At 72.6% G+C, this 26,458-nt stretch carries 25 protein-coding genes; 10 read left to right on the forward strand and 15 right to left on the reverse strand.

What is annotated here, in order from left to right:
• Position 1: 1 nt before the first annotated feature.
• The 4 genes from ACFZB3_RS37740 to ACFZB3_RS37755 all read right to left on the reverse strand — a co-directional run bounded on the left by ACFZB3_RS37740 (position 2) and on the right by ACFZB3_RS37755 (position 7,001).
• A complete protein-coding gene (locus ACFZB3_RS37740) occupies positions 2-3,274 on the reverse strand; it encodes an amino acid adenylation domain-containing protein (protein WP_391384343.1) in 3,273 nt (1,090 codons plus the stop codon).
• A 13-nt stretch (positions 3,275-3,287) separates the two neighbouring features.
• Positions 3,288-5,867 (reverse strand): Pls/PosA family non-ribosomal peptide synthetase, encoded by a 2,580-nt coding sequence (locus tag ACFZB3_RS37745; protein WP_391384348.1) that lies wholly within the window; start codon positions 5,865-5,867, stop codon positions 3,288-3,290.
• A 322-nt stretch (positions 5,868-6,189) separates the two neighbouring features.
• A complete protein-coding gene (locus ACFZB3_RS37750) occupies positions 6,190-6,483 on the reverse strand; it encodes a hypothetical protein (protein ID WP_391384351.1) in 294 nt (97 codons plus the stop codon).
• Between the two features lie 77 nt (positions 6,484-6,560).
• The gene (locus ACFZB3_RS37755; RefSeq protein WP_391384354.1) at positions 6,561-7,001 is read right to left on the reverse strand and encodes an ATP-binding protein; all 441 of its coding nucleotides are present in this window, start codon (positions 6,999-7,001) and stop codon (positions 6,561-6,563) included.
• A 277-nt stretch (positions 7,002-7,278) separates the two neighbouring features.
• On the opposite strand from ACFZB3_RS37755, the gene ACFZB3_RS37760 reads away from it, so the two are divergent.
• From ACFZB3_RS37760 to ACFZB3_RS37770, 3 genes are read left to right on the forward strand one after another with little or no spacing between them, the layout of a single operon-like run.
• Complete coding sequence (locus tag ACFZB3_RS37760) at positions 7,279-8,154, forward strand: Scr1 family TA system antitoxin-like transcriptional regulator (protein ID WP_391384357.1); 876 nt, start codon at positions 7,279-7,281, stop codon at positions 8,152-8,154.
• Complete coding sequence (locus ACFZB3_RS37765; RefSeq protein WP_391384360.1) at positions 8,151-8,411, forward strand: DUF397 domain-containing protein; 261 nt, start codon at positions 8,151-8,153, stop codon at positions 8,409-8,411. Before ACFZB3_RS37760 ends, ACFZB3_RS37765 begins: the two co-directional genes overlap by 4 nt.
• Positions 8,412-8,447: 36 nt before the next feature.
• On the forward strand, positions 8,448-9,254 hold the full coding sequence (locus tag ACFZB3_RS37770; protein ID WP_391384363.1) for an SAM-dependent methyltransferase: 807 nt from the start codon (positions 8,448-8,450) through the stop codon (positions 9,252-9,254).
• Positions 9,255-9,327: 73 nt separating this feature from the next.
• On the opposite strand, the gene ACFZB3_RS37775 is transcribed toward ACFZB3_RS37770, so the two are convergent.
• From ACFZB3_RS37775 to ACFZB3_RS37785, 3 genes are all read right to left on the reverse strand, one after another.
• Positions 9,328-10,185 (reverse strand): chitosanase, encoded by an 858-nt coding sequence (locus tag ACFZB3_RS37775; protein WP_391384368.1) that lies wholly within the window; start codon positions 10,183-10,185, stop codon positions 9,328-9,330.
• Between the two features lie 140 nt (positions 10,186-10,325).
• On the reverse strand, positions 10,326-10,541 hold the full coding sequence (locus ACFZB3_RS37780; protein ID WP_293995971.1) for a hypothetical protein: 216 nt from the start codon (positions 10,539-10,541) through the stop codon (positions 10,326-10,328).
• Between the two features lie 135 nt (positions 10,542-10,676).
• Positions 10,677-11,249: a dihydrofolate reductase family protein gene (locus ACFZB3_RS37785; protein ID WP_391384373.1), complete on the reverse strand. Its 573-nt coding sequence runs from the start codon at positions 11,247-11,249 to the stop codon at positions 10,677-10,679.
• A 167-nt stretch (positions 11,250-11,416) separates the two neighbouring features.
• Here ACFZB3_RS37785 and ACFZB3_RS37790 point away from each other — a divergent pair, with 167 nt between their 5' ends.
• Positions 11,417-11,776: a tetratricopeptide repeat protein gene (locus ACFZB3_RS37790; RefSeq protein ID WP_391384376.1), complete on the forward strand. Its 360-nt coding sequence runs from the start codon at positions 11,417-11,419 to the stop codon at positions 11,774-11,776.
• Positions 11,777-11,843: 67 nt separating this feature from the next.
• On the opposite strand, the gene ACFZB3_RS37795 is transcribed toward ACFZB3_RS37790, so the two are convergent.
• From ACFZB3_RS37795 to ACFZB3_RS37805, 3 genes are all read right to left on the reverse strand, one after another.
• Positions 11,844-12,764 carry a M48 family metalloprotease gene (locus ACFZB3_RS37795; RefSeq protein ID WP_391384379.1) on the reverse strand — a complete coding sequence of 307 codons (921 nt, stop codon included), beginning with the start codon at positions 12,762-12,764 and terminating at the stop codon, positions 11,844-11,846.
• 6 nt (positions 12,765-12,770) lie between these two features.
• A complete protein-coding gene (locus ACFZB3_RS37800) occupies positions 12,771-13,187 on the reverse strand; it encodes a BlaI/MecI/CopY family transcriptional regulator (protein ID WP_391384625.1) in 417 nt (138 codons plus the stop codon).
• A gap of 130 nt (positions 13,188-13,317) precedes the next feature.
• Positions 13,318-14,733 carry a PepSY domain-containing protein gene (locus ACFZB3_RS37805; protein ID WP_391384382.1) on the reverse strand — a complete coding sequence of 472 codons (1,416 nt, stop codon included), beginning with the start codon at positions 14,731-14,733 and terminating at the stop codon, positions 13,318-13,320.
• A 123-nt stretch (positions 14,734-14,856) separates the two neighbouring features.
• Here ACFZB3_RS37805 and ACFZB3_RS37810 point away from each other — a divergent pair, with 123 nt between their 5' ends.
• On the forward strand, positions 14,857-15,501 hold the full coding sequence (locus ACFZB3_RS37810; protein ID WP_391384385.1) for a peptide deformylase: 645 nt from the start codon (positions 14,857-14,859) through the stop codon (positions 15,499-15,501).
• Between the two features lie 71 nt (positions 15,502-15,572).
• Here the strand turns inward: ACFZB3_RS37810 and ACFZB3_RS37815 are convergent, their stop codons facing one another.
• The gene (locus tag ACFZB3_RS37815; RefSeq protein ID WP_391384388.1) at positions 15,573-17,000 is read right to left on the reverse strand and encodes an FAD-dependent oxidoreductase; all 1,428 of its coding nucleotides are present in this window, start codon (positions 16,998-17,000) and stop codon (positions 15,573-15,575) included.
• Positions 17,001-17,135: 135 nt separating this feature from the next.
• Between ACFZB3_RS37815 and trxA the strand changes: the two genes are divergently transcribed.
• On the forward strand, positions 17,136-17,516 hold the full coding sequence (gene trxA, locus ACFZB3_RS37820) for a thioredoxin (protein ID WP_217545252.1): 381 nt from the start codon (positions 17,136-17,138) through the stop codon (positions 17,514-17,516).
• Between the two features lie 229 nt (positions 17,517-17,745).
• Here trxA and ACFZB3_RS37825 read toward each other — a convergent pair whose 3' ends face one another.
• Positions 17,746-18,792: a substrate-binding domain-containing protein gene (locus tag ACFZB3_RS37825; RefSeq protein ID WP_391384395.1), complete on the reverse strand. Its 1,047-nt coding sequence runs from the start codon at positions 18,790-18,792 to the stop codon at positions 17,746-17,748.
• A gap of 225 nt (positions 18,793-19,017) precedes the next feature.
• On the opposite strand from ACFZB3_RS37825, the gene ACFZB3_RS37830 reads away from it, so the two are divergent.
• Positions 19,018-19,689: a TetR/AcrR family transcriptional regulator C-terminal domain-containing protein gene (locus ACFZB3_RS37830; RefSeq protein ID WP_391384398.1), complete on the forward strand. Its 672-nt coding sequence runs from the start codon at positions 19,018-19,020 to the stop codon at positions 19,687-19,689.
• Positions 19,690-19,698: 9 nt separating this feature from the next.
• Positions 19,699-20,874 carry an FAD-dependent monooxygenase gene (locus ACFZB3_RS37835; RefSeq protein WP_391384402.1) on the forward strand — a complete coding sequence of 392 codons (1,176 nt, stop codon included), beginning with the start codon at positions 19,699-19,701 and terminating at the stop codon, positions 20,872-20,874.
• Here the strand turns inward: ACFZB3_RS37835 and ACFZB3_RS37840 are convergent.
• A complete protein-coding gene (locus ACFZB3_RS37840; RefSeq protein ID WP_391384405.1) occupies positions 20,849-21,529 on the reverse strand; it encodes a TetR family transcriptional regulator in 681 nt (226 codons plus the stop codon). The two genes, ACFZB3_RS37835 and ACFZB3_RS37840, sit on opposite strands and share 26 nt — an antisense overlap.
• 103 nt (positions 21,530-21,632) lie before the next feature.
• Here ACFZB3_RS37840 and ACFZB3_RS37845 point away from each other — a divergent pair, with 103 nt between their 5' ends.
• A complete protein-coding gene (locus ACFZB3_RS37845; RefSeq protein WP_391384409.1) occupies positions 21,633-22,190 on the forward strand; it encodes an NAD(P)H-dependent oxidoreductase in 558 nt (185 codons plus the stop codon).
• A 120-nt stretch (positions 22,191-22,310) separates the two neighbouring features.
• Here the strand turns inward: ACFZB3_RS37845 and ACFZB3_RS37850 are convergent, their stop codons facing one another.
• The gene (locus tag ACFZB3_RS37850) at positions 22,311-23,192 is read right to left on the reverse strand and encodes a TIGR03560 family F420-dependent LLM class oxidoreductase (RefSeq protein ID WP_391384412.1); all 882 of its coding nucleotides are present in this window, start codon (positions 23,190-23,192) and stop codon (positions 22,311-22,313) included.
• Between the two features lie 226 nt (positions 23,193-23,418).
• Between ACFZB3_RS37850 and ACFZB3_RS37855 the strand changes: the two genes are divergently transcribed.
• Positions 23,419-24,393 carry an alpha/beta hydrolase fold domain-containing protein gene (locus ACFZB3_RS37855; protein WP_391384416.1) on the forward strand — a complete coding sequence of 325 codons (975 nt, stop codon included), beginning with the start codon at positions 23,419-23,421 and terminating at the stop codon, positions 24,391-24,393.
• A gap of 7 nt (positions 24,394-24,400) precedes the next feature.
• Here ACFZB3_RS37855 and ACFZB3_RS37860 read toward each other — a convergent pair whose 3' ends face one another.
• Complete coding sequence (locus ACFZB3_RS37860) at positions 24,401-26,431, reverse strand: TerD family protein (RefSeq protein ID WP_391384420.1); 2,031 nt, start codon at positions 26,429-26,431, stop codon at positions 24,401-24,403.
• Between the last annotated feature and the right edge of the window lie 27 nt (positions 26,432-26,458).

A 26,458-nucleotide genomic window follows, 5' to 3' on the forward strand; every position in this document is an offset into this window, starting at 1 on the left:
GTCAGGAGGAGGCGAGGGGGAGGACGGTGGTCAGGACGGCCTGCGCGGCCTCGGCGGGGCGGGTGCGCAGGAAGTGGTGGCCGCCGTCGGCGAGTTCGTGCAGCTCGACGCGGTCGGCCAGGAGCCGCCAGTCCCGGTGGTGCCGGGCGTGGCCGGCGGTGTGCGGGTCGTCGGCGGCGACGACCACCGAGACCGGGGCGGACAGCCTGGCGGGCGGCGGGGCTTCCAGAGCCGAGCCGAAGTAGCGGTGGGCCGCGACGCAGTCGTGCCGGTAGGCGGCGGCGATGTGGGCGGCGTGCCGCGGGTTCAGCTCGGCGAGTTCGGGGTGGCCGCCGTCCGCGGCCAGGAGCGCCGCGACCTCGGCGTCGCTCAGGTGCGCCAGTTCGGTGACGGCGGTGTGCCGTCCGGCGGCGGTGCCGAGGAGTTGCGCGCCGAGGAAGAGCCGCTCCACGTGCACGCCCCGTTGCTGGAGCCTCCTGGCCGTCTCGACGGCGGGGGCGGTTCCCGAGGAGTGGCCCCAGAGCATGACCCGGGTCAGTCCGCGTGCCGTGATCTCGGCGGCGACCTGCTCGGCCACCTCCTCGACGGACGCGAACGGCTCGGGGGGCGCGGCCAGGTTGTGGCCGGGCGGGTCCACGGCGAGGACGGTGAGGCCGCTGCCCGCCAGGGCGCTCGCCATCGGCTGGTAGTTGACCGCGTTCCCGCCCGCGTACGGGAAGCAGACCAGGGCGCCCGCGGCGGTGCCGGTCCCGTCCGCCAGGGTCAGCAGCAGTTCCGGGCGCTGCCGGGCCGGGCCGTCGAGGAGGGCGGCCAGGTCGGCGAGGACGGGGTGCCGGGTGATGTCCTTCAGGGACACCTCCCGGTCGAGGGCGAGGCTGAGCCTGACCGCGGTCAGGGAGGTGCCGCCCGAGTCGAAGAAGTGGTCGGTGCGGCCGACCTGTTCCTCGGGCATCCCCAGCAGTTCGGCCCAGGCCGCGGCCACTCGCCGCTCGGTCGCGCCGAGTCGGCCCGCGGCCGCCCGCCGCGGGCCGCCGGCCGCCCGGTGTGCCTCGCCGGCGGGGGCGGCTTCGGCCAGCTTGGTCAGGGCCTTCTTGTCGATCTTGCCGTTGGCGGTCAGCGGCAGGCTGTCCTGCCGGTGGAAGGCGGAGGGGACCATGTAGGCGGGCAGCGCCGCGCCGAGCGCCTCGCGCAGGGCCTCCGGCCGCTGCCGGGTGCCGGAGTAGAAGGCGATGAGCTGCTTGCCGCCGGCGGACCGCTCGGCGACGACCACCGCGCCGTCCCGTACGCCGGTCACCCGCAGCAGGCAGTTCTCGATCTCGCCGATCTCGATCCGGAACCCGCGGATCTTGACCTGGCTGTCCCGGCGGCCGAGGAACTCCAGCTTGCCGCCGGGGTGCCAGCGGCCCCAGTCGCCGCCCAGGTAGAGCCGTTCACCCGGCCGGTACGGGTCCTCGCGGTAGGCCTCCCGGGTGCGCTCGGGGTCGTTGACGTATCCACGGCCCACGCAGACCCCGGAGAAGGCGATCAGTCCCGGGGCGCCCAGCGGTACCGGCGACAGGTGCTCGTCGACGACGTGGACGCGGACGTTGTTGACGGCCCGGCCGAGCAGCACCCGCTCGGGCACCTCGCGGAGGAGTTCGTGGTTGGTGTCGTCGGACGTCTCGGTCAGTCCGTAGGCGTTGAGCAGGGCGATGCCCGGCTGGACCGCCAGCCAGCGCTGGACCAGCTCCCGCTTCAGCGCCTCGCCGGTCACCGACACGTACCGCAGGTCCGGCAGGGTGCGCGGGTGCTGCTCCAGGTAGGAGACCACGACCTCCAGGTACGACGGCACGAGCTGGGCCACGCCGACCCGGCCGCGTTCCAGGGTGTCGGTGAACCGTGCCACGTCCGTGATGACGTCCTGCTCGACCAGCAGCGTCCGTCCGCCGGCCAGCAGCGGGGCGACGAGCTGCCACAGGGAGATGTCGAAGCACTGCGGGGCGGTCTGTGCGACCACGGTCCCCGCGCCGATCTCCAGGTCGTCGATCTTGGCGTGGAGGTGGTTGAGCATGCCGGCGTGCTCGCACATCGCGCCCTTGGGCTCGCCGGTGGAGCCGGAGGTGAAGTAGATGTAGGCGAGCTGGCCGGCGTCGACGCGGATCCCGGGGTCGTCGTCCGCGTGGGGTTCGGCGTACGCCGTGTCGAACGGCAGCTTCGTGACGTCCGGCAGGGCGGCCAGCGCCGGGTCCAGGGTGTCCGTGCTGCCGGGTTCGGTCAGCGCCAGCCGGCAGCCGGCCCGGGACAGGGTGGCCTCGATGCGGCCGGCCGGGAAGTGCGGTTCGATCGGCAGGTACACGCCGCCCGCCTTGAACACCGCCAGCACCGCCGCCAGCCAGTCGAGGGTGCGCTCGGAGACGACGGCGACCACGTCCTCCCGGCCCAGTCCCCGGGCCAGCAGGGCACGTGCCAGCTTGTTGGCGCGCCGGTTGAGTTCGTCGTACGTCCACTCCCGCGTGCCGTGCACGGCCGCGACGGCCTGCGGATGCGCCCGCACCCGCTGCTCGAACAGTTCATGCGCGCGGGCGTCCGGCAGCGGGCGGTGCGGCCCGGCCAGGCCTTCCAGCTGCTCGTGCCGTTCCTCGGCCGACAGCAGGCTCTGCCGGGTGTGGTCGGCGCCGGGGTCCGCGGTCATCAGCCGCAGCGCGGTGAGGTGGTAGCCGCCGACGCGGGCGGCGGCCTCGGCGTCCAGGACGTCGGTGCGGTAGCGCACGTGCAGCGTCAGCCGGCCGTCCCGGTCGGACCAGCGCACGTCCAGGACGCATCCCTCGGCGTGCCTCGCCCGGGCTCCGAAAGGACCCCAGACGCTTTCGTACAGGGGCTCGGTCAGGCCGAGTTCGCGTCGCAGTTCCGCCACCGGGTGGTCCCGGTGCGCCGACACCTCCGCCGCCGCGTGCCCGGCGGCCGTGAGCAGCGCCGACCAGCTTCCCGGGGGTACGGAGACCCGGCAGGGCAGCGGCTCGCCGCCGGCGCCGGTGACGAGGCCGGTGACCACGTCCGGCTCGCCGGAGAGCACGGCCAGCACCTTGAGGTGGGCGGCCAGCAGCAGCACGTCGGCCGACAGGCCCTGCCGGCCGGCCGTCTGACGCACCGCCCGGGTCACGTCGTCCGGCACCGGTGTCCGGTGCCCGGCCGTTCCCGGCGCCGGTTCCCGGACCCAGCGGGGCACGGCGGTGGCGCCGCCGGCGGTCAGTGTCCGGGTCCAGAACTCCCGGTCCGTCTCCACGCGCGTTCCCATCGAATGGCCTTCCTCAACTCACGGTCGCCGTGGCGGCGTCGGCTGCTGTCGTGACCCCGGCGACGCCGGCGGACCGGCTGCCGCCGTCCGGCATGTCCACCGCGGGGTTGCCGCCCCACCGGGCGTTCGGGGGGACCTCCTCGCCCTTCATGAGGAAGGAGTCGGCTTCGAGCACCGCGCCGTCGCCCATGGTCACGCCGTAGTGCACATGGGCGCCGACGCCCAGCGTGCAGCCGGCGCCGAGTGTGGTGACGTCGGACTTGAAGGTGCCGTCCTCCTGCGAGTGGCACTGGATCTTGCTGCCGGCGTTGAGGGTGCAGTCGTCGCCGATGGTGGCGAGGGTGCGCTCGGTGAGGTAGCAGCCGTCGTCGAACACCCTGCGGCCGATGCGTACCCCCAGCAGCCGCCAGACCAGGCTCTTGAACGGGGTTCCGTTGAAGATGTCGAGGAAGTGGTCCGGCACCTTCCACAGCCGTTCGTGCCACCAGAAGTACGGGTCGTAGATGGAGCACAGCCGGGGGCGCAGCCTGCGGAAGCCGGCGAGGCAGCGCTCGACCAGGACGAAGTAGGCGGCGGAGAAGGCGAGGGTGAGCGCCAGGTAGCCGGCGATCACCGCCTGGCCGACCACTCCGTAGAGGTCCACGGAGGCGAGGCCGAACAGGGTGAGCGCGAAGGTGTGCAGCCACCGCACGAACAGCATGAGCGCCATGGAGCGGAGGTTGTAGCGGTTCTTCGCGGCCAGCCGGCGGCGGAACGTCTCGCCGGTCCGGAGGTGGTCGAAGCCGGCGTCGCGGTCCACCGAGCGGGGGATCTCGAAGCACGGTGAGCCTAGGAGCCCCACGCCCTCCCTGATCTCGCCGTCGAGGGGAACCATCACCTTCGTCGCGAGCAGGCAGTTCTCGCCGGTCCTGGCGCCCGCCGGGTAGGCGATGTTGTTGCCCAGGAAGTTGTGCGCCCCGATCGAGGCCCGGGACAGCCGGAAGGAGGTGCTGGAGAAGTCGGCGTTCAGGACGGAGAGGCCGTCGGCCACCATCGTCCCGCTGCCTACGCTGACCAGCAGCGGTGTCTCGTGCTGCACTTCGGTGCCGAAGTTCGACCCGGTCTGCTCGACCCGTGACAGGTCGTATCCGATGCCGCGGAGGTAGCCCACGATGTAGGAGCTGTCGCCGAAGAGCCAGGCGAAGAACTTGACGTTCGTCATGCGGGCCGTGGTCCGCTGCAGCGCGTAGTGGAATCCGTAGAGCGGGTAGACCTTGTCGGGCTTGACCAGGAGGCCCACCAGACGCGGCAGCGTGCACAGGGCCGCGAGTCCCAGGACGAGGAACCCGAAGAAGAGCACGGCGGAGAGCAGCAGTGCGTCGGGGAGCAGTTCCGACCAGCCGAGCACGACCGTGTTCGGGTCGAGTCGCTTGCCGATCAACGGGACTTCGGTGAACAGCATGTAGACGCCGCCGACGACCAGCGGGACGTACAGGAGGAGCAGCTGGAGCAGCGCGCCGAGGCCGAACCAGGCGCGGCGCAGGGTGCCGCAGTTCGCCGGGGCGACCCGGATGTAGTCGGTCCCGGCGGGCTCCGCGGGGGATCCGTGCCAGCGCTCGCCGTCCGGGACCGCCTGGCCGCGGTGCAGGGCGGAGGAGTGGCCGAGCTGGGCGCCGTGGCCGACGGAGGTGTCGATGTCCAGGACGGTCTTCTCGCCGACGAAGGCGTTCGTGCCGATGGTGATGCGGCCGGTCTGGATGTGTCCGGCGCCGGCCCGGTAGCCGAGGAAGAAGGAGTCCTTGCGGATCACCGTGCCCGCTCCCACGGTCAGCAGGTCGGTGCAGACGGGCACGGAGTGGGAGAGGATCGTGACGCCCTTGCCGATCCGGGCGCCGAGGGCCCGCAGGTACAGCACGTACAGCGGGGTCCCGGTGAGGAAGACCATCGGGTTCGCGTGCAGCAGCGCCTTGACGAGCCAGAACCGCAGATACGTCAGGCCCCAGACGGGGAACTCACGGGGTCGCCAGCGTCCGACGAGCAGCCATTTCGCGGCGACCGGGAAGGCGCACAGTGCCACGAACGCGCCGCCGCCGAAGAGCAGCGAGCGCAGATAGACGTCGGCCAGTCCCTTGCCGGTGGCGATCCACTCGTATCCCGCGGCGGTGACGAACCCGGAGACCAGGGAGTAGCCCAGGAAGATCAGCAACTGGAGGGTTCCGCAGACCACATGGTTCCAGCGGGCGGTGCGCGGGCCCGGTGCCGGCGGCGGCACGGGCGGCTGCGGGGCGGGCACCGGATCGGCGGGAGCGGGGGCGGTCGGGCCGAGTGCCGCCGCCAGGCTCTGGATCGTGGGGTGCCGGTAGATGTCCCGCATGGACGGCGACGGAAGGTCGTCGGCCTTGCGTATTCGTGCGCAGAACTGGGCCATGACCAGGGAGTTGGCGCCGAGGTCGGTGAAGAAGTGGCTGTCGACCGGGACGGTCTCGGCGTCGAGGAGGTCGGCCAGTGCCTGCGCGAGCCGCCGTTCGGTCTCCGCCCCCCTGGGGCCGGTGCCGATCAGGGCGACGGCAGATTCATCCGGCTCCGAAACGACCTCGGAGGACTGTTCCACCATGCGATCTCCTGGAGAACGTGGATGTTCCTGATCACGAACCGGCGGATTCAGTCTGTCCGGACAAGGGCGTTACCTGCCACTTGTCCCATGGGGGTGAGCGGGCGTCGGGTACGAGCCGTCAGGCCTGCATTCCCTTGGTTTCGCACCCGGAAGGAGAGCGGGCGAATCACCCGAACGGCCGCCGCCCGGCCGGCGGCGCCCGTCACGGGCACCGGCATCGGCCGGGGAACGGGGCCGTCGCGTGCGGTGGTCGTACATGGATCCGTGCCGCGCCTGCGGGAGTCCTCACCGGCGGCGCGTGGGCACGGATCCTCGGTTCACGTCAGTCGTCGGCACCGTCCGTCGCCGCGACGATCTCGTGCGCCGCGGTCTCGTGCGCCGCGATGCCGACGAAACGGCGTACGGCCTCCACGGGCATGTCGAGCCCCTCGGAGGCGGCGCGCTCGTCACCGAACACCTGTACCGCCTCGGCGACGGCCACCGCCAGTTCGGCTTCCGCCTTGCGGACCTTGACCTCGGCCTTGTCCACGGTGTCCACCACCGCCAGCTGGCGGCGCTGCTTCTCCTGGAGTCGCTGTTTGCGGGACAGCGTTCTGTCAGCGTTCTGCACAGTCACGACCAAGATCATATGCGGCCCGCGAACCCGCACGAAATCGCCGACTGCGGCCCCCCGAACCCCTGCTCACCCGCGCGTCAGGCCGTCAGCGTCGCCCACACCGCGTGGCCGCTGGTGAGCCGCGACCGGTCGACACCCCAGGAGTCGGCGAGCTGCTCGACGAGCAGCAGTCCCCGGCCGCCCTCGTCGTCGGGGCCGGGATCGCGCCGGGGCAGGCCGCGGCCGGAGTAGTCGTGGTCGTGGACCTCAAGCCGCAGGCATCCGTCGGCGACGAGCCCCATGCCGCACAGGATCCGCACGCTCAGCGTGTGGATGACGGCGTTGGTGGCCAGCTCGGACACCAGCAGCACCGCGTCCTCGCACAGCTCGCGGGAGAGACCCCACTCGGTGAGCCGGGCTCTCACGGAGCGACGGGCGACTCTGACGCTGGAGCGGTGCGAGGGCAGCTCGATCCAGTGCGCGCGGTCGGGCGCGTCTACGTCTAACAGGTCGCGGGGTGAGGTCGCGTGGGGGGACACGATGGCTGCCTTCCGTAAGGCGGGCGCGGCGGAGAGCGGGCAGAGCAGGCGGAACGGGCGGAGCGGAGCGGCGGAGCGGGCAGGACTGGGCAACGGCCGCACGGGGAGCGTGGCATCGCCCGTGATCGGGACCGCGGCTTACTCAAGTAATCATGCGCGCATGCAAGTTCAGGCTGCAACCGACTCCCTGATAATTTCAGCGTGCCGGTATCGGTCTGGCTGCTTCAGCAAGTGCCTGTCACACTCGACCGGGTGACAGTCCCTCAGGAGGTAGGGCGTGAGCGAAGGCCGTTCGAACGCGGGTAGCGCCAGTGCGCCCACCGTGCTGCGCATGATCCTGGGCCGCAGGCTCCAGGAGCGGCGGCAGGGAGCGGGCGTGTCACTGGACGACGCGGCGCGGGCGCTTCGGGTCACCCCCCTGACCATCCGCCGGCTGGAGAAGGCGGAGGTCACGCTCAAGCCCCTCTACGTGGAGAAACTCCTCGAGACCTACGGTGCCGACCGGCAGGAGCGGGACGAGTTCGTCGCCTTCGCCGAGCGGGCCAACGAGCCGGGCTGGTGGCACACCTACCGGGACGTGCTGCCCACCTGGTTCAGCGCCTATGTGAGCCTGGAGACCGGCGCGAAGACCCTGCGCACCTACGAGCCGCACTACGCCACGGGGCTGCTGCAGACCCGGGAGTACGCGCGTCACGTGCTCAGCGGCGGTTTCCCGAACGACAGCGACGAGGACCTGGAGCGGCGGGTGAACCTGCGGCTGCGCCGTCAGGTCCTGCTGGAGCGCTCCGACGCGCCGACGCTGTGGGTGGTGATGGAGGAGGCCGTCCTGCACCGGGTGGTCGGCGGGCCCGAGGTGATGCGAGAGCAGATCGAACGGCTGCTGGAGGCCTCGGAGCTGGCGCACGTCAGCGTCGACGTCGTCCCGTTCACCGCCGGCGCCCATGTGGGCGTGTGCGCCCCGTTCACCTACTTCCGCTTCGCGGAGCCCGAACTGCCGGACGTGGTCTACACCGAGGTCCTCTCCGGCGCGATGTACCTGGACCAGCGCTCCGACGTCGTCGCCCACCTGGAGGCGCACAACCGCATGTCCCTGCTGACCTCGGACGCGCAGAGCAGGGCGCTCCTGAACCGCATGCGCAAGGAGTACTCATGACCGCCTTCGACGGCAGTGTCCACGACGTGTACAACGGCATGCCCGCCTCGGACCTGGGGGAACAGGGCTGGGAGTCGCCCTGGAGCGGGCCCAACGGCGGTCAGTGCGTGCAGACGAAGCAGCTCGCCGACGGCCGGATCGCGCTGCGGCAGTCGACGGATCCGGCCGGCCCCGCGCTGATCTACACCCCGGAGGAGATCACCGCGTTCGTCGCGGGGGTCAAACGGGGCCTCGCCGACCATCTCACCAACGGCTGAACTCTCCCCCACGCTCCCCCTCTTGAAAGGTTCAGGATGACCAACTCGCACGCGGCGCGGGACATCGACACCAGCAGGCCCCACTCCGCCCGCATGTACGACTACTACCTCGGTGGGAAGGACCACTTCGAGGTGGACAAGCAGGCGGCCGAGAGCGTGGCGTCCGCCTACCCGAGTGTCTTCGTCGCCGCCCGGGAGAACCGCGCGTTCATGCACCGGGCCACCCGTGCCCTGGCCCGGGAGCACGGCATCCGCCAGTGGCTGGACATCGGCACCGGCATCCCCACCGAGCCGAACCTGCACCAGGTGGCCCAGTCCGTGGTCCCCGACGCGCGGGTCGTGTACGCCGACAACGACCCGCTGGTCCTCAAGTACGCCGAGCGTCTGATGCGCAGCAGCGCGGAGGGCCGCACCACGTACATCGAGGCGGACGTCAACGACCCGCAGGGGCTCATCGACGCCCCCGAACTGGCCGAGATACTGGACCTCGACCGGCCGGTGGCGCTGTCCCTCAACGCCCTGATGCACTTCGTGACGGACGCCCAGGACCCGTACGGCATCGTGACCCGGCTGCTGGCCGTGCTCCCCTCGGGCAGCGCCCTCGCCCTGACCCACGTCACGCCCGACTTCGACCCGGACTCCTGGGGCAAGGTCGCCGAGATCTACAACAACGCCGGGACCCCGGTGCAGTTCCGCTCGCGCGCCGAGGTGACGCGGTTCTTCGACGGGCTCGAACTGCTCGACCCGGGCGTCTCCCTGGCCCACCGCTGGCGCCCGGACAGCGCGCCGACCGCCACCGACGTGGAGGTCAGCCTATGGACCGGGGTGGCCATCAAGCCGTAGGACCACTGCGAGGGGGGAAGCGCCTCTGGGCTGTCGTACCGCATGGGGGTGCGGTACGACAGCCCGGGGGCCGTCAGCCGATGTGGTAGCTGTCGCCGTACACCTTCCAGTCCAGCGGGGTGTTCAGGCAGAGGTTGCCCTTGTTCAGGAAGACCCGCTGCTCGGTGTCGACCCGGGTGGTGTCGCTGTGCGCCTCCTCCTGCTTCATGGCCCACACCCGGGCGTCGAGGAAGGCGTTGAGGTACGTCGTCTCGTTGCCGCCCTGCGCCGGCGGCTTGGCCTTGCCGAGGGCGCGCTTGCGTATGTTGCGGAAGCTGGTGGCGTCGTCGCCGTCGCCGTGCATGACGATGGCGTCGTAATAGGTGAACTGCCCGAGCGTGCCCAGCCCGTCCGTCTTGCCCTGCTGGACGGCCGGGTTGAAGTAGACGCGGTCGCGCTCGTCGTTCTGCGCCTGCTGGAAGGCGGTGTCCTGGGCGGCCTTGCGCCAGTCCGCGGGGAAGTTCGGGTCGAGGCCGCTGTGCGAGTCGGTGCCGTTGACCCGGCGCAGGGCGGGCAGGTACTTGGCGAGCACGTTGGAGGGCTTGCGGTCGGTGTAGAGCTGGACGAGGTCGAGCATGTCGCCGGTGCCGGAGCAGAAGCCGATGATCCCGGCGGTGTAGCCGCGGCCGTCGCCGATGTCCTCGATGTACTTGTACTGCGCCTTCCAGTCGAGCGAGGAGTTCTCCGCGCTCGACACCAGCTTCATGGCGATCTCCTTCTTCGCCGGGTCGTCGAGGCCCGCACAGCTCGCCGCCGGGGCGGCTGCGGAGGCGTGCGCCGGGCGCAGCAGCACGGCTCCGGCACCGACCGCGGACGCGCCCAGCAGGGCGAGCAGGGTACGGCGGGAGGTCAGGACGGGGTTCGTGGTGGTGGTGTCGTTCGGATTCCGCACAGTGGCTCCAGTGGGGGGTCGAGATGGTTCACCGATAGGAAGGTTTCCTATCAGTTGAGCCCACTGATGTGTACCCGTCACGCAGAAAGTTCGTAGGGTCGAACAAGTCCGCCGGTGCGGTCCGGGGCGGCCGGTCCGGGTCAGCCGGTGGCGGTCCAGGCCTTCGGGCCGATGCCGCGCCACTCGATCAGCTCGGGGTCGTCGACCGTCGTACTGGCCTCGGGCAGGCCCGCACGGCGCAGGAACTCGACGATGTCGAGCAGGTGGTACGCGATGCCGACGTACTCTCCGCGGATGGTGACCCGCCGGCCGCCGTCGGGGCCCGGCGGCTGCACGATCACAGGCGCGCCTTCCATAGTGTCCGGATGCCCCCGAGCGGCACGGATCATGCGGCGGCACCGGTGCCGGACACCCTCAGGAGGCGAAGCCCCCGGGGGTGGGGCCGGAAAGCGGTGGTTCGCAAGCCCTGCCGACGGCTGCCCGGGGCCGGGTCAGCGGACCACGTCGAAGACGTTCTTCTGCACGCCGTTGGCGTAGACCTCGTGCTCGACCAGCTTCAGCTGCTGGGTGTCCTTGTCGGTGGCGCTGAACAGGCGCTTGCCGGCGCCGAGCAGCAGCGGGTAGACGAGCAGGTGGTACCGGTCGATCAGGCCCGCGTCGGACAGGGCATGGTTGAGCGAGGCGCTGCCGTGCACGATGACCGGGCCGCCCTCGGTCCCCTTGAGGGCGGCGACCTCGTCGAGCGAGCGCAGGATCGCGGTCTCGCCCCAGTTCGCCACCAGGTCGCCCTCGGTGAGGGTGGTGGAGACGACGTACTTCGGCAGCGTCCGGTAGCGCGCGAACTCCGCCATGTCCGGCCACACCGGGCTGAACGCCTCGTAGCTGGCCCGGCCCATCAGGACCGCGGCCGACTCCTTCTGCTCCCGCTCCTTGATCTCGAACACCTCGGGGAGGAACTCGACGTCCTTGAAGGTCCATCCGGAGTTCCGGTAGCCGGGCTCGCCGCCCGGGCCCTCGACGACACCGTCGAGAGAGATGAAGGCAGTGCTGATCAGGGTTCGCATCGGGGTTTCCTCGTCGTCTCGGGTCTGCCGCGGTTCGGCGCGCTCCCAGCATCTGACCGACAACAAAAATTGTCAAGAAAACTCAACTTGTCGGACGGGGACCCCGTCAGAGTTGGTGGAATTTTCAACCAACCCTGCCTGTTGTGGGGCATCGAAGGAGGTCACGAGTGGACACGACGTACGAACCGACGTACTACGACCAGGGAACGGCCGCGGAGCGCTGGGCCCGGGCCCAGCTGTTCTTCGACGCCAAGGACTACGCGGGCGCCGCGCAGGTGCTCGCCGGGCTGGTCGAGGAGGTGCCGGAGCAGACCGGACCCCGGCTGCTGCTGGCGCGCGCCTACTACCACTCGGCCCAACTGCGCCGCGCGGAGGCCGAGTTGCGCGAGATCATCGAGCGCGACCCGGTGGAGCACTACGCCCGGCTGATGCTGGGCCGTACGCTCCAGCGGCAGGCCCGGCACCAGGAGGCGGAGCCGCACCTGCGGATCGCCTCGGCACTGGCCGGGGACTTCCCGGAGCAGTGAGCGGCAACTGACGCGGAGGGGCCCCCGGCATCGCCGGGGGCCCCTTTCGCCGTCGTACGGGCGGCGGTCACAGCGGTGCGGCGGCGCGCAGGATCAGGAACAGGGTCACCGCCGAGTTCGCCGAGGACATCGCCGAGACGAGGGTGCCCGCGGCGGCGCCCCAGACGGCGAGGCCGGCCGCGGTGAACGCGGACGGCCAGCTGCGGGCCACCGGGGCGGGGCCGAGCAGCGCGGCGACCCGGCGCGGCACCGGACCGGTGGCGGCCACCGCGGCCAGCGTCGGCGCCGGGGTGCCCGCGGACAGCAGCGCCGCCTTGCCGATGGCCCGCGCGACCGTACGCCGGTCCCCCACCGAGCGGGCCGCCTCCTCGTCCGCCCAGCGCTCGGCCGTGTAGCGGACGGCGGTACGCAGGGGCCGCAGGAAGGGGTTGGCCCGCGCCGCCAGGTGGACGGCGAGCAGGTGCCGGTGGTGCCGGGCGGCGAGGTGGGCACGTTCATGGGCGAACAGGGCCCGGCGTTCGCCCGCGGCGAGGCCGTCCAGGAGCGCGGTGGTGACGACGATCCGGTCCGGGAGCGCGTAGGCGTAGGGGGTGCTGTCGGGTAGGACGGCGACCGCGCGGCCTGGCAGTGCGCCGAGTGCCCGGCGGGCCCGCCGGGTGACCCGGAGGTGCCGGTGGAGGGTGCGGCCGCACAGGACCGCGACCACGGCGAGCGCGGGGATGGCGGCGCGGCCCGCGATCTCGTCGTGCGGGACGGCGGCCCGTACCTCCGGGTCGGACCAGCCGTCCGGGAGGGGGTTGCCGGGGAGCTGGGCGGTGCCGACCACCATCAGCAGGGCGAGGCAGAGCGTGCTGCACGCGGCCATGACCACGGCCATCGCGGTGAGCAGCCGGGTGGCGGTGCGCGGGTGCAGCCGCCCCTCGGCCAGCCGGGCGACGGGCCAGGCGGTCAGCGGCAGGACCAGCGGCAGGAAGACGAAGACCCCCATGGGCGGTCAGTCTTCCGTACCGCCGTGGTCCGCGGGCGGGACGTTCCGAGTGTTCACCGGGCCCGGCCCGGCGGCCTCCAGCAGGGCCCTGAGCACCTGCTCGTCTCCCGGCGGCAGCGCGGTGACGAAGCTGGCGAGCACCGCCTCGCGGTCCCGTTCGCCGTCGAGGAGCCGGCGCATCCGCAGGGCGGCGAGCCGGGCCACGTCGGCGGTCGGCGTCCAGAGGAAGGAGCGGCCCTGCCGTTCCCGGGCGACGACGTCCTTGGCGAGCAGGCGGGTCAGGATGGTCACGACGGTGGTGTAGGCGAGGTCGCCGCCGAGCCGCTCCTGCACCCAGGCGGCGGTGACGGGACCGCCCGCCTCGCGCAGCGCAGCCAGCACCTGCCCCTCCAGCTCCCCCTGCCCCCGCCGGGCCCGCACCATGATCCCGTCTCCCCTTTCTCGGGCTCGGTTCGCCTCCGGGGCGCCGCAGTCGGTGCCGAGCGCCCCTACGGCCCGCTCGCCGCTCCGGCGCCGGCAGGTGGCGACACCCGCATCGGCGTGTCCGTCCACGCTACTTCACGCCGGCCCGGCCCCCGTACGTCCGCCGGCCGCGACGATGCGCGATCTCGCCGAGCACGATGTCCACGGCGAGGAAGGCGGCCAGCGGGATCCCGAGCAGCGGCACGAAGTAGCCGAGGACCGCGACCACCGCCATGGCCGGGACGAGGAGGTACGGCGGGACCTCCGCCCAGGCCCCGCGCGGGATCGGCCGGCCGAAGGCGGAGCCGCGGCCGCGCTGCCACCACATGCGGTAGCCCCACACGATCAGCAGGATCAGGGAGAGCGCGAGCAGCGCCAGGACGAGCTGGTTGACCAGGCCGAAGAGGATGCCGGTGTGCAGGTCGATGCCCCAGCGGGTGAGTTTGGCGAGAACCGGGTAGTCGGCGAAGCGCAGGACGTCGGTCACCTCGCCGGTGCTCGGGTCCACGGCGACGGAGTCCTGCTTCTCGGGCCAGCTGCGCTGGACCTGCCGCACCACGTAGGCGCTGTTCGCGTCGGCGGGCGGGACGATCTCGACCGGGTTCCCGAGTCCCTCGGCACGGGCGGCCGCGAGCACCTTGTCCAGGCCGACGCCGTGCTCGGCGTCCCCGCCGGTCCCGGCCGCCGTACCGTGTCCGGCGTGCTCGCCACCGCTCGCGGCCGCCGCCGAGACGGACGGGGTGGCCTGGCCCAGGGAGGTGCGCAGTTCGTCGATGTTGGCGCCGGCGTAGGTGGACCAGGTCAGGCCGGTCGCCGAGAGGAAGACGAAACCGGCGGCGGCCCAGACGCCGACGGTGCCGTGCAGGCCGAGGGTGCGCCGCCGCCCGCTGGTGCCGCGCACCTTGCGCAGCGCCCGCCGCCGGGCGAACCACAGCACCAGGCCGCCGCCCGCGATCACCCAGAGCCAGCTCGCCGCGAGCTCGCTGTAGAGCCGCCCGGTGTCGCCGAGGTGGAGGTCGCGGTGGAGTTCGTCGATCCAGGTGCGCAGCGGGAGCGCGCCCGTCGAGCCGTACTGTTCGAGCGCGCCGCGCACCTTGCCGGTGTACGGGTCGACGAACACCGCGAGGGTGTGGTCCGGGTCCACGCCCGCGACGCCCGACAGCAGCACCCTGGTGGTGGCGTCGGCCTCGGGCGACGGCCGTATCGCGGAGACCGTGCCCTCCGGGTGGGCCTTGCGGGCGGCGGCGACCTGCTCGGAGATCGGCAGCCTGGTCTCGCCGACCGGGACGGTCAGTTCGTGGGCGTACACCAGCTTCTCGGCCTGGAAGGAGAAGGCGTACAGCAGGCCGGTGGCGGCGGCGACGAGCAGGAAGGGGGCGACCAGGACGCCGGCGTAGAAGTGCAGGCGCAGGACGAGGGGGCGCAGCGGGGCCCAGCGGCTCGGGGAGGCGGCCGGGACGGTGGGTTGCGGGGCCTCGTCCGTGGCTGTCGAGGGGGCGGTGGACATCGGGGGCTTCTCCGGGGACTGGTTGCGGGGCGGGGACGGTCCAGTAGTCGGGCCGCGCCCGGCCGGAGTTCCCCACCATCGAAGTGACCTGGGTCACACGCGATGCCATGGCATGCTGGCCCGATGGCATCTCCCAGTGATCGCGCACCCCTTGCCGAGCGGATCGAGGAACTCCTCGCCCCCGGGGGCCCGTTGCCCATCGTCGCGGCCGGCGACCCGGTCCTGCGGCGCGGCACCGAGCCGTACGACGGACAGCTGGCCCCGGCCCTGCTGGCCCGCTTCGTCGAGGCACTGCGCGTCACCATGCACGCCGCGCCGGGCGTGGGCCTGGCCGCGCCCCAGGTCGGCGTCCCGCTGCGGATCGCGGTCATCGAGGATCCGGCACCGGTGCCGGAGGAGGTGGCGGCGGTACGGGGCCGGGTCCCGCAGCCGTTCCGGGTACTGGTCAACCCGGTCTACGAGCCCGTCGGCACCGCCCGCGCCGCGTTCTTCGAAGGCTGCCTGAGCGTGCCGGGCTGGCAGGCGGTGGTGGCCCGGCCCGCGGGCGTCCGGCTGACCGGCGCGGACGAGCACGGGCACGCTCTGGACGAGGTGTTCACGGGGTGGCCGGCCCGCATCGTCCAGCACGAGACCGACCACCTCGACGGCATGCTCTACCTGGACCGGGCGGAGCTGCGCTCGTTGTCCTCCAACGCGGCGATGGCGGAGCGCTGGACCCAGCCGACCCCGGCGACCGCCGCCGAGGCCCTGGGCTTCGAACTTCCGTGAGCTGACAGCGCTTCACGAGGCGCGGTGCTCGGCAGCGCCCCGAAAGGGGCGCTGGAGGTCCCCCTTCGGCCCTACCCCCTGTACGCCTCCAGCAGCCGCAGCCACACCTCGCTCAGCGTCGGATAAGACGGCACCGCATGCCACAGCCGGCTGATCGGCACCTCCCCCGCCACGGCGATCGTCGCCGAGTGGATCAGTTCGCCCACCCCCGGCCCCACGAAGGTGACCCCGCGCAGGATCTCCGCGTCCAGGTCCACCACCATCCGGGCCCGCCCCTTGTAGCCGTCGGCGTACAGCCCGGCCCCGGCGACGGAGGAGAACTCGACGTCGACGGCCCGCACCCGGTACCCGGCCTGCTCCGCCTCCGCGAGGGAGAGCCCGACGGCCGCCGCCTCCGGGTCGGTGAAGACGACCTGCGGTACGGCGTGGTGGTCGGCGGTGGCCGCGTGCGCACCCCACGGCGCGTCCAGGAGCGGGGCGTCCGCGACGCGCGCCGCGATCGCCGCGCCCGCGATCCGGGCCTGGTACTTGCCCTGGTGGGTGAGGAGCGCCCGGTGGTTCACGTCCCCCACGGCGTAGAGCCAGTCGGTGCCCTCGACCAGGAGGGTGTCGTCGACCGGCAGCCAGGAGCCCGGCTCCAGGTCGACCGTGTCGAGGCCGATGTCGTCGGTGTGCGGGACGCGTCCCGTGGCGAAGAGGATCTCGTCGGCCTCGATGCGGTCGCCGCTGTCGGTCACGGCCACGACCGTGCCGTTCTCCCGGGTGACCGACCGGACGGAGGTGCCGGTGCGGACGTCGACGCCGATCTCCTTGAGCGCGTCGGCGACGAGTTCGCCGGCGAACGGCTCCATCCGGTTGAGCAGGCCCTTGCCGCGGACCAGGAGGGTGACCCGGGAGCCGAGGGCCTGCCAGGCGGTCGCCATCTCGGTGGCGACGACACCGCCGCCGACGACGATCAGGCTGCCGGGCGCCTCCTGGGCGCTGGTGGCCTCGCGGCTGGTCCAGGGCTTCACCTCGGCGAGGCCGGGCAGGTCGGGCAGCTGGGCGCGGGTGCCGGTGGCGACGGCCACCGCGTGCCGGGCCGTGAGGGTGGTGAGGGTGCCGTCGGGGCCGGTCACGGTGACCGTGCGGGGGCCGGCGAGGCGGCCGTGGCCGCGGTACAGGTCGGCGCTGATGCCGTCCAGCCAGGCGACCTGGCCGTCGTCCTTCCAGTCCGAGGTGAAGTAGTTGCGGCGGGCGAGGACCGCGGCGGTGTCGAGGGGGCCCTGGACCGCCTGGGCGAGGCCGGGCAGGCGGCGGGCGTCGGCCTGGGCGATGACCGGGCGCAGCAGGGCCTTGCTGGGCATACAGGCCCAGTACGAGCATTCGCCGCCGACGAGTTCGCTCTCCACGACCGCGGTGGTGAGGCCGGCCGCACGGGTGCGGTCGGCGACGTTCTCCCCCACGGGCCCGGCCCCGAGCACCACGACGTCGTAAGCGATGGTTTCCGTTTCCGTCATGGGGCCAGTCTTGCGGGTGGTGTGCCCGGGGGCCACACGGGTAGGCAGGCGGAATACCTGCCCGGTCGGACATGTTGTCGCGAGCGGTTCCGCCCCGCCCGGGGCGCCCCCCACGTCAGGAAGAGGGAAGCACGCATGAGCAGCACCGTGGAGCTCACCAAGGAGAACTTCGACCAGACGGTCACCGAGAACGAGTTCGTCCTCATCGACTTCTGGGCTTCCTGGTGCGGCCCGTGCCGGATGTTCGCCCCGGTCTACGAGAAGGCCGCGCAGGACAACCCCGACCTCGTCTTCGGCAAGGTGGACACCGAGGCGCAGCCGGAACTGGCGCAGGCCTTCGGTATCCAGTCGATCCCGACCCTGATGATCGTCCGCGACCAGGTCGCCGTCTTCGCCCAGCCCGGCGCCCTGCCGGAGGCCGCCCTGACGGACGTCATCGGCCAGGCCCGCAAGCTGGACATGGACGAGGTCCGCAAGAGCATCGCCGCGCAGCAGGGCAGTGCGCAGGGCGAGTGAGACCCGGTAGGCCGGGTCACAGCTGCTGACGGTCGGCGAAGGGCCGGACTCGCCGCCCGGCCGGGCGCCCCGGTGCCGGAGGCGGCGGCCCGGCCGGAGGCGGGCCACGGAGCGTCGCGCACGGCCCGGTCGCCGGAGCGGACGGTGCGGTTCGCCAGTGCGGTCGGTGCGGGGCGTCCCTACGCGCGATGCCGGTCGCCGGTACGCCCGATGCCCGCCTGAACCAGCGTCAGCTCGACTCGCGCTGCACCACCGCCGCCCCGAGCACCCGGTGCGTCTCCGGTTCGCCGCCGGGGTCGCGCACCACGCGGTCGACCAGCTCCGCGAGGTCCCGGCCGGAGGGCAGGTCGATGTGGATGGTGGAGAGCCGGGGCCGCAGCAGCCGGCCGAGCATCAGGTCGTCGGCGCCGAGCACCGCGGTGTCCTCGGGGATGCGCACGCCCTCGTCCTGGAGGGCGCGCATGAACAGCATCGCGTACTCGTCGTTGTACGCGAACACCGCATCGATCCCCAACTCCGGCCAGCGCGCGGCGAGTTCAGCCGCCGACTGCTCCGTGTAGCCGAGCGGTACCCCGGTCACCTCGGCGTCGGTGCCGCGCAGCGCCTGACGCACGCCTTCCAGACGGGGCCGGGAGTAGGTCTCCAGGCCCGCCTCCTCGGGAACGAGCACGCCGATCCGGCGCCGGCCGCGGGCGTACAGGTGACGTCCGGCGCAGTGGCCGACGGCGTCGTGGTCCATCAGCAGGGCGTGGGCGCCCTCGACGCGTTCGGGACCGAAGGTGACCACGGCACGGGCACCGGCCCGCTTGAGGACCGCGACACCCTCGGGGCCGAGTCCGGCGTCGGGAACCAGCACGGCCACCGGCCTCAACTCGGCCCAGGCGCGGGCGGCTTCGTCACCGCGCAGGCCCACGGTGCCGTACTGGACGACCGTGTAGTCGAGGCGGCTGAGGGCCCACTGGAGGTCGTTGATGAACTGCCCGTACAGCGGGCCCATCGGGATGGCCGGGGCGGGCATCAGGACCATCCGGCTGTGGCCGGCGCGCAGGCTGCGGGCGGCCGCGTGCGGGACGTACCCGAGTTCCTTCGCGGCCTCGTGGACCCGGCGGCGGGTGGGCTCGCTGATCCGGACGGCACTGGTGTTGTTGAGGACGTAGGAGACGGTCGCGCGGGACACGCCCGCCAGGCGGGCCACATCGGCGCTCGTGGGGACCGAGCGCGGGACCGGCGACGCTGCCGAGGGCGGTTTCGGGATGTGCACCATGACGTACGGCATCTTGGCAGAAGCCCGGCAAGGGGGGACCGGCGGGGCAAGGTGGTTGAGGGTTCGACGAGTTGAGCCCTCGGCCACCTCATTCGCGGCCCCGGACTCACGGCTCTGATCCACGGCTCTGATCCACGGCTCTGATCCACGGCTTGGCACACCTTGGGCGAACACGATCGTCCCGAACATGCTCGTCCAGAACTTGTTCGTAACGAACATGTTCGTTACGGTGGAGACATGCCAGCAACCCCCCGTTCCCGCCGGGAGCGTCCCGCCAAGCCCGCCCTGACCAGGGAGGGCATCGTCGCCGCCGCCGTGCGGATCCTGCGCGCCGAGGGCCTGCAGAAGGTCACCATGCGGCGCCTGGCCCAGGAGCTCGACACCGGCCCGGCCTCGCTGTACGTCTACGTCCGCAACACCGCCGAGCTGCACGCGGCGGTCCTGGACGAACTGCTCGGCACCGTGGGCCCGGCCCCGGCGGAGGGCGGCTGGCGGGAGCGGCTGGAGCGGGTGCTCGTCGCCTACACCACGATGCTCCTGGAGCATCCGAGCCTGGCCCGGTCCGCGCTGACGTCCTGGCCGAGCGGCCCGCACTACCTGAACCTGATCGAGACCCTGCTGGGCCTGCTCGACGAGGGCGGGGTGCCGCGGGAGCGCGCCGCCTGGGGCGTCGACCTGCTGCTCCAGCGCGCCACCGCGACCGCCGCCGAGCACGCGGGCGAGGCGTCCCAGGAGGACTGGGACGCCCTCGGCATGGCGCTGGGCGAGGTGTCGGACCGTACCCATCCGCACATCGCCGCCGCCTCCGGGTCGCTGCTGTCGGGCGCGCCCGAGGACCGGGTGTCCTGGGCGTTCCAGGCCCTGATCAACGGCATCGAGCACACCGCCGTACCCGAACCCCGTGACTAGGAGACCCTCATGAACCCCAGGTCCGTTCCGCACCACCCCGTAGCGATCGTCGGAGCCGGTCTCGGCGGGCTCACGCTCGCCCGGGTGCTGCGCGTGCACGGCGTCGAGGCGGCCGTCTTCGACCTCGACGACTCCCCCGCGGCCCGCACCCAGGGCGGCATGCTCGACATCCACGACGACTCCGGCCAGGTGGCGCTGCGCGCGGCCGGGCTGCACGAGGCGTTCCTGGCGCACGTCCACACGGGCGGCCAGGCGACCCGGGTGCTGGACAGGGACGCCCGGGTCGTCCTGGACCTGCCCGACGACGGCGCCGGCGGGCGGCCGGAGATCGACCGGGGCGAGCTGCGCCGGCTGCTGCTCGGCTCCCTGCCCGAGGGCGTGATCCGCTGGGGCGCGAAGGTCACCGGTGCCCGCCCGCTGGGCGGCGGCCGGCACGAGGTGACCCTCGACGACGGCGGCTCCTTCACGACCGGTCTGCTGGTCGGCGCGGACGGCGCCTGGTCCCGGGTCCGCCCGCTGGTCTCGGACGCGCGGCCCGCGTACACCGGGATCTCGTTCGTGGAGACGGACCTGCCGGACGCGGACGTACGGCATCCGGTGAGCGCCGAGGTGGTCGGCGGCGGCATGCTGTTCGCGCTCGGCGCGGGCCGCGGGTTCCTCGCCCACCGGGAGAGCGACGGCAGCCTGCATGTGTACACCGCGGTGGAGGCACCGGAGGAGTGGCTGGACGGCATCGACTTCACGGACGCCGACGCGGCCAAGCTGGCCGTGCTCGACCACTTCGCAGGCTGGGACAAGAGCCTGCGGGCGCTGGTCGCCGACGCCGAGGGCGCACTGGTGCCCCGGCGGATCCACGCCCTCCCGATCGGCCACCGCTGGGAGCGGAAGCCCGGGGTCACGCTGCTCGGCGACGCCGCGCACCTCATGTCGCCGTTCGCCGGCGAGGGCGCCAACCTGGCACTGATCGACGGTGCCGACCTGGGTCTCGCGCTCGTCGCGCACCCGGACGACACCGAGGCCGCCCTGGCCGCCTACGAGGAGAAGATGTTCGCGCGCGCCGAACGGTCCGCGGCGGACTCCGCCCAGGGCGGGGACATGCTGTTCCGCGCCGATGCGCCGCAGGGCCTGGTCGACATGTTCACCGGGGGCCCGGCGGACGTCAGCGGGGCGGCGCCGTCCGTGTGACGCGGTCGACCAGGTCGGTCCAGCCGGCCTCCAGGCGCTCCATCGGCATCCCGCACTGCCTGGTCAGATGGTGGATCTGGGCGGGGTCGAGGTAGGCGAGCAGCGTCTGGGCGAGCAGTTCGCAGTCGGCGTGCGGGTCTATCTGCCGCAGCAGCATCGTGAGGTGGGTGCGCAGCGCCTGGATCGGCGGATTGGCGTAGCGCCGGACGGGCTCGGGCTGGGCGGCCAGCTGGAGGTCCAGCTGGTCGGCCGAGCGGTAGAGGACCGCGACACCGAACGCCCGCAGCCGGTCGACCGGCGGGGCGCCTGGGCCGAGGGGCGGCGGGCCGCCCAGGAAGTCCGCCTGGAGCTGCCGCGAGGAGTGGTCGAGCAGCGCCATCAGCAGTCCGGTGCGGTCGCCGAAGCGGCGGAAGACCGTGCCCTTGCCCACCTCGGCCGCCGCGGCCACCGCCTCCATGGTCACGCCGGCCACCCCGTGCTCGGCGATCAGCCGGGCGGCGGCCTCCAGCAGCCGGGCGCGGTTGCGGGCCGCGTCGGCGCGCAGGCACGGCTCTTCGGGAGCGGGCCCGACTTCGAGCAACTGTGGGGTGTCGAAGGGCTCCTGGGGCTGCGGAAGGGGCGGCAGGACGCTGGACATGAAGACAGCGTAAAGCATCGGGAACAGAACTGGACCGAGGTCCGTTTAGAGTGTTAGAAATTAACCGGACCTCGGTCCGGATTCGTAACAGCAGTGTTTCAGCCCCCCTCTGGAGTTCCCCATGTCTGTCCGCATCCTTGCTCTCGTCGGTAGCCTCCGCGCCGGTTCGCACAACCGCCAGCTCGCCGAGGCGGCCGTCAAGCTCGCCCCCGAGGGTGCCGTGGTCGAGGTCTTCGAGGGCCTGGCCGACATCCCGTTCTACAACGAGGACATCGACGTCGCGGACAGCCTCCCGGCCGCCGCCGCGAAGCTGCGCGAGGCCGCCCAGGCCGCCGACGCGTTCCTCCTCTTCTCCCCCGAGTACAACGGCACCATCCCGGCCGTGCTGAAGAACGCCATCGACTGGCTGTCCCGCCCGTACGGCGCCAGCACCTTCGGCGGCAAGCCGGTCGCCGTCATCGGCACCGCCTACGGCCAGTACGGCGGCGTGTGGGCGCAGGACGAGGCCCGCAAGGCCGTCGGCATCGCCGGCGGCAAGGTGATCGAGGACATCAAGCTGTCCATCCCCGGTTCCGTGGTCCGCTTCGCCGAGACCCACCCGGCCGACGACTCCGAGGTCGCCGCCCAGCTGACCGAGGTCGTCGCCCGCCTGCACGGCAACGTGGGCGTGGCCGCCTGAGGCACCCCTTGAAAAGGGCCGGCACTTCCGCCGGCCCTTTTCGCGTCTCCCGGGCCCCGTCTCCCGGGCCCCTCCTCCTGGGCCCCTTCTCGCGGGTCCCTCCTCTTCGCTCCCGCCCCGTCACTCGATCCCGGCGAGCCGCTGGACGGCCGGAGCGGCGAAGGTCTCCATCCACCCCGAGGTCTCGCCCAGGCGCGGGGACAGGATGACGGTGTCGACGCCGAGCTTGGCGTAGCCCTCGATGTCCCGGGTGAAGGCGTCCAGGTCGCCCGCGGTGACCGGCTCGGCGCCGTACGCGATGGTCTTGCGGATGGTGTCGTAGTCCCGGCCGACGGTGTCGCAGTGGCCGCGCAGCACTTCGAGCTTGTGCCGCAGCTCCTCCGGCGAGGACGGGATGAGGTTGCAGGCACCGGCGTACTGGGCGACCAGGCGCAGGGTCTTCTTCTCGCCCTGGCCGCCGATCATGATCTCGGGGTGCGGGGTGCTCACCGGCGCGGGCACGCAGAGCGTCTCGGCGAGCTGGTAGTACCGGCCCTCGAAGGGGCCGTTGTTCTCCGGGTCCCACATCTGCAGGCAGATCCTGAGCGTCTCCTCCAGCCACTCGAAGCGCTCCGCGAGCGGCGGGTAGGGCACGCCGAGCCCGTGGTGCTCACGGTCGTACCAGGCGGCGCCGATGCCGAGGGTGGCGCGGCCTCCCGACACCACGTCCAGGGTGGTGGCGATCTTGGCGAGGAGTCCGGGGTGCCGGTACGTCACCCCGGTCACGAGGGCGCCGAGCCGCACGGTGGAGGTGCGGCCGGCGAGGTAGCCGAGGGTGGTGTAGGCCTCCAGCATGGGGTCCTCGGCGCCGCCGTTGAACTCCATCTGGAAGTAGTGGTCCATCACCGAGACCCAGCTGACGCCCGCCGCCTCGGCCGCGGCACCGGCCGCGGCGAGCTCGGCGCCCAGGGCGGGTCCGCCGCCGGGGTGGTTGAACCGGTTGATGTGCACGCCCACGCGCATGGCCGTTCTCCGTTCCGCGCCGATCGTCGTCCGCCTCCACGACGCTAGGTCCTGGAGCGCGCTCGAAGTCAAGCCCCGGCGCCGGCGGCCCGGCGTGTCCGGGCGGGTTTCCGGACAGGCACCCGCCGGATGGCGGGGAGCTTCCGCCGTCCGGCGGCCCCGGGGAGCGCACGACCGCGCGGATCATGGGTGCACGAGCCGCAGCGCACCACCGCGAGGAGCCGACATGACCTCCGTACCGCCCCCGTTCGACCCCGAACTCTCCGCCGCCCTGGAGCTGATCAAGGACGTGATCTCTCCGTCGTTCACGATGGCGGACATCACCACGATCCGGCAGGGCGCGGGGATACAGCTCCTCGCCGAGCTGGACCTCACGGCGGAGGGCACGTTCGAGGTCGAGGACCGCACGGTGCCCGGCCCGGCGGACGCACCGCAGATCTCGCTCCTGATCTGCCGCCCGGTCGCCCCCGCCGCCTCCGGTCCCCTCCCGGTGATCTACCACGTGCACGGCGGCGGCATGGTGCTCGGCAACAACCGGGTGGGCGTGGACGTCCCGCTGGCCTGGGCGAAGGAGCTGGGCGCGGTGGTGGTGTCGGTGGAGTACCGGCTGGCGCCGGAGCATCCGCACCCGGCGCCGGTGGAGGACGTGTACGCGGGCCTGCTGTGGACCGCGGAGCACGCCGAGGAGATCGGCGGCGACCCGGAACGGATCGTGATCGCCGGTGCCAGCGCGGGCGGCGGTCTCACCGCGGCCCTGGCCCTTCTGCTGAGGGACCGTCAGGGTCCGTCCGTGATCGGCCAGATGCTGCTCTGCCCGATGCTGGACGACCGCAACGACACCCCCTCCAGCCACCAGATGAAGGGCCTCGGCGTCTGGGACCACACCTCCAACGAAACCGGCTGGACCGCCCTGCTCGGCGAGCACCGGGGCGGCCCCGACGTCTCCCCCTACGCGGCCCCGGCCCGCGCCGCCGACCTCACGAACCTCCCCCCGGCCTTCCTCGACGTCGGCTCCGCCGAGACCTTCCGCGACGAGACCGTCACCTACGCCTCCCGCATCTGGCAGTCCGGCGGCATCGCCGAACTCCACGTCTGGCCCGGCGGCTTCCACGGCTTCGACGGCTTCGCCCCCCAGGCCGCCGTGTCCCAGTCGGCGCGCGCGGCGCACGTGGACTGGCTGCGGCGGGTGCTGGCGCGCTGAGCGGGCGTCAGCCGGCGGGCGCGGCCTGGCGTTCGGGGGTCCGCCGGGGCGTCGCCCGGTCGAGGTGAACGGCCACCGTGCCGTAGAACCGCTGCACGGCGTCGTCGACGCTGCGGATGAACCCGGTCTCGGCGTTGCCCCGGCCACTGCCCATGCCCTTCAGCAGGGAGAGCCGGAAGCCGGTGATCCGCGCGCCGTCCCCCTTCGGCAGCAGGTCGGCCGGTTCGGGCCGGAGCCGTTCGAGGGTGCCCCGCGGACCGGCCGCGTCGCCCTCCACCAGGGTCTCGACGTGCAGGTCGGCCGGCGCCTCCGCGAGGGACCGCACCAGGCGCTTGGCCCAGCTCAGCGGGTAGCCCTGCTCGGGGGCCGGCACCTCCAGGGACGTACGGAGCCTGCCGGTGCGCAGGTCGGCGGTGACCGCGAGGACGCCGGCCGCGCCCTCGATGCGCAACTCGGCCTGGAGCCGCCCGTGGCAGCACAGTTGCTCGGCGAGGAGGCCACGGCGCTCCCGTGGGTCCCGGCCGCCCCTGGAGCCCCGGACCGGGAGCACCTTCTGCCCGAGTTCGCCGCCCAGGCCCAGACAGACCTGCCGGATCAGCCGTTCCCAGCTCTCGACCACGTCGAGGGCGCGCGGGTCGCCCTGGCACAGGGTCTCGTCCTCGATGCCGTTGCGCACCGGCACCCAGGCGGGGCCCATGTTCTGGAAGCCGTGGCAGCCGGAGTTCTCGTGCTGGAGGTACCGCAGCAGTTCCTGGAGGAGCCAGGCGTGCGCCTTGTTGCCGACGCCCTCGTGGCGGATCAGCATCTGGGCCTGATGGGCGACCTCGGCCCAGGCGAGGTGCCGCAGCGCCACCTTGTGCTTGCGGCGCCCGTCGATCCTGACGTCCACGAGCGGGCTGCCTTCGAGGGCGACGTCGTTCGACAGCGTGATCACGGCCTCGTAGCCGCGCCGGGCCGCGATGTCCATGTACGCCTGTACCTGGTCGGACCTCAGGGCGTTGCCGTTGGTCTTCGTCTCGACCAGCGCCGTCCACAGCTTGCCGGCCCGCTCGACGCGGACCACCCCGTCGGGCCGCCGCGGGGTGTCGCCGTGCGGCAGGGACACCTCGGTATAGGTCTCCATGCGTCCGGCCGGGGCGCCGAAACCCGCGGTGAGCCGTCGCCCGAACTCGGGTACCTGGGCCATCACCGACAGCAGGACGGAGGTGGCGCGCGTCTCGCGGTCCCGGTCGCTCTTGAGGGCGGAGACGGGGAAGAGCCGGGCCTCCCGCCAGGACTCGTTCTCCGCGAGGGACCTCCTGGCCGCCTTCGGCAGGATGACCTTCTTCTTCGCGGTGCGGGGCCGGGCGGCCGGCTTCCTCGCCGCGGCGTCGTCCGCGGGCGGGCGCGGCGCCGGGACACCGTCCAGGCTCGGCGCCGCCTGCTCTACCGCCGGTGCGGGGTCGTCGCGTTCGTCGTCGGCGGGGCCGGCCGGCGCGTCCTGCGGCTCGGCGTCGTCGTCGACGTCCACCCCGAAGTCGGTGGCGAGACCGGCCAGACCGGCGGCGTACCCCTGGCCGACAGCCCGGAACTTCCACTCGCCCGCCCGCCGGTACAGCTCTCCGAAGATGACGGCGCTCACCGCGTCGGCGTCCTCGACCGTGAACCGGAGCAGGGGATCGCCCACCGCATCGGCCAGCGTGACCGTGAGGTTCTCCAACTCGCCGAAGCGCGCCTCCTGGTACCGGCTCGCCGCCACGACCATCCGGTCGACGTCCTGCGGTACGGCGGTCAGGTCGAAGCCGATCCGGTCCTCGTCCCCCGTCTCCGTGGGCGTCTTGCCGAGCAGTTGCACGCTGCCGTCGGACGCCACCGGGTTGTTGTAGAAGTAGAAGTCGGAGTCCCCGCGCACTTTGCCGTTCGAGCCGACCAACAGGACGGACACGTCCGCGTCGCCCTCGCCGCTCGGGCTGACCCAGCCCAGGCTGACGACCACCGAGCCCACGTTGTCACTCAGGGCCGACAACGTGACATTCGACCCCTTCGCCATTTCCTGCATGAATCCCCCCAGAAACCCCACCGTTGA

It is taken from the genome of Streptomyces sp. NPDC008092 (assembly GCF_042957285.1).
Taxonomy (GTDB): Bacteria; Actinomycetota; Actinomycetes; order Streptomycetales; family Streptomycetaceae; genus Streptomyces.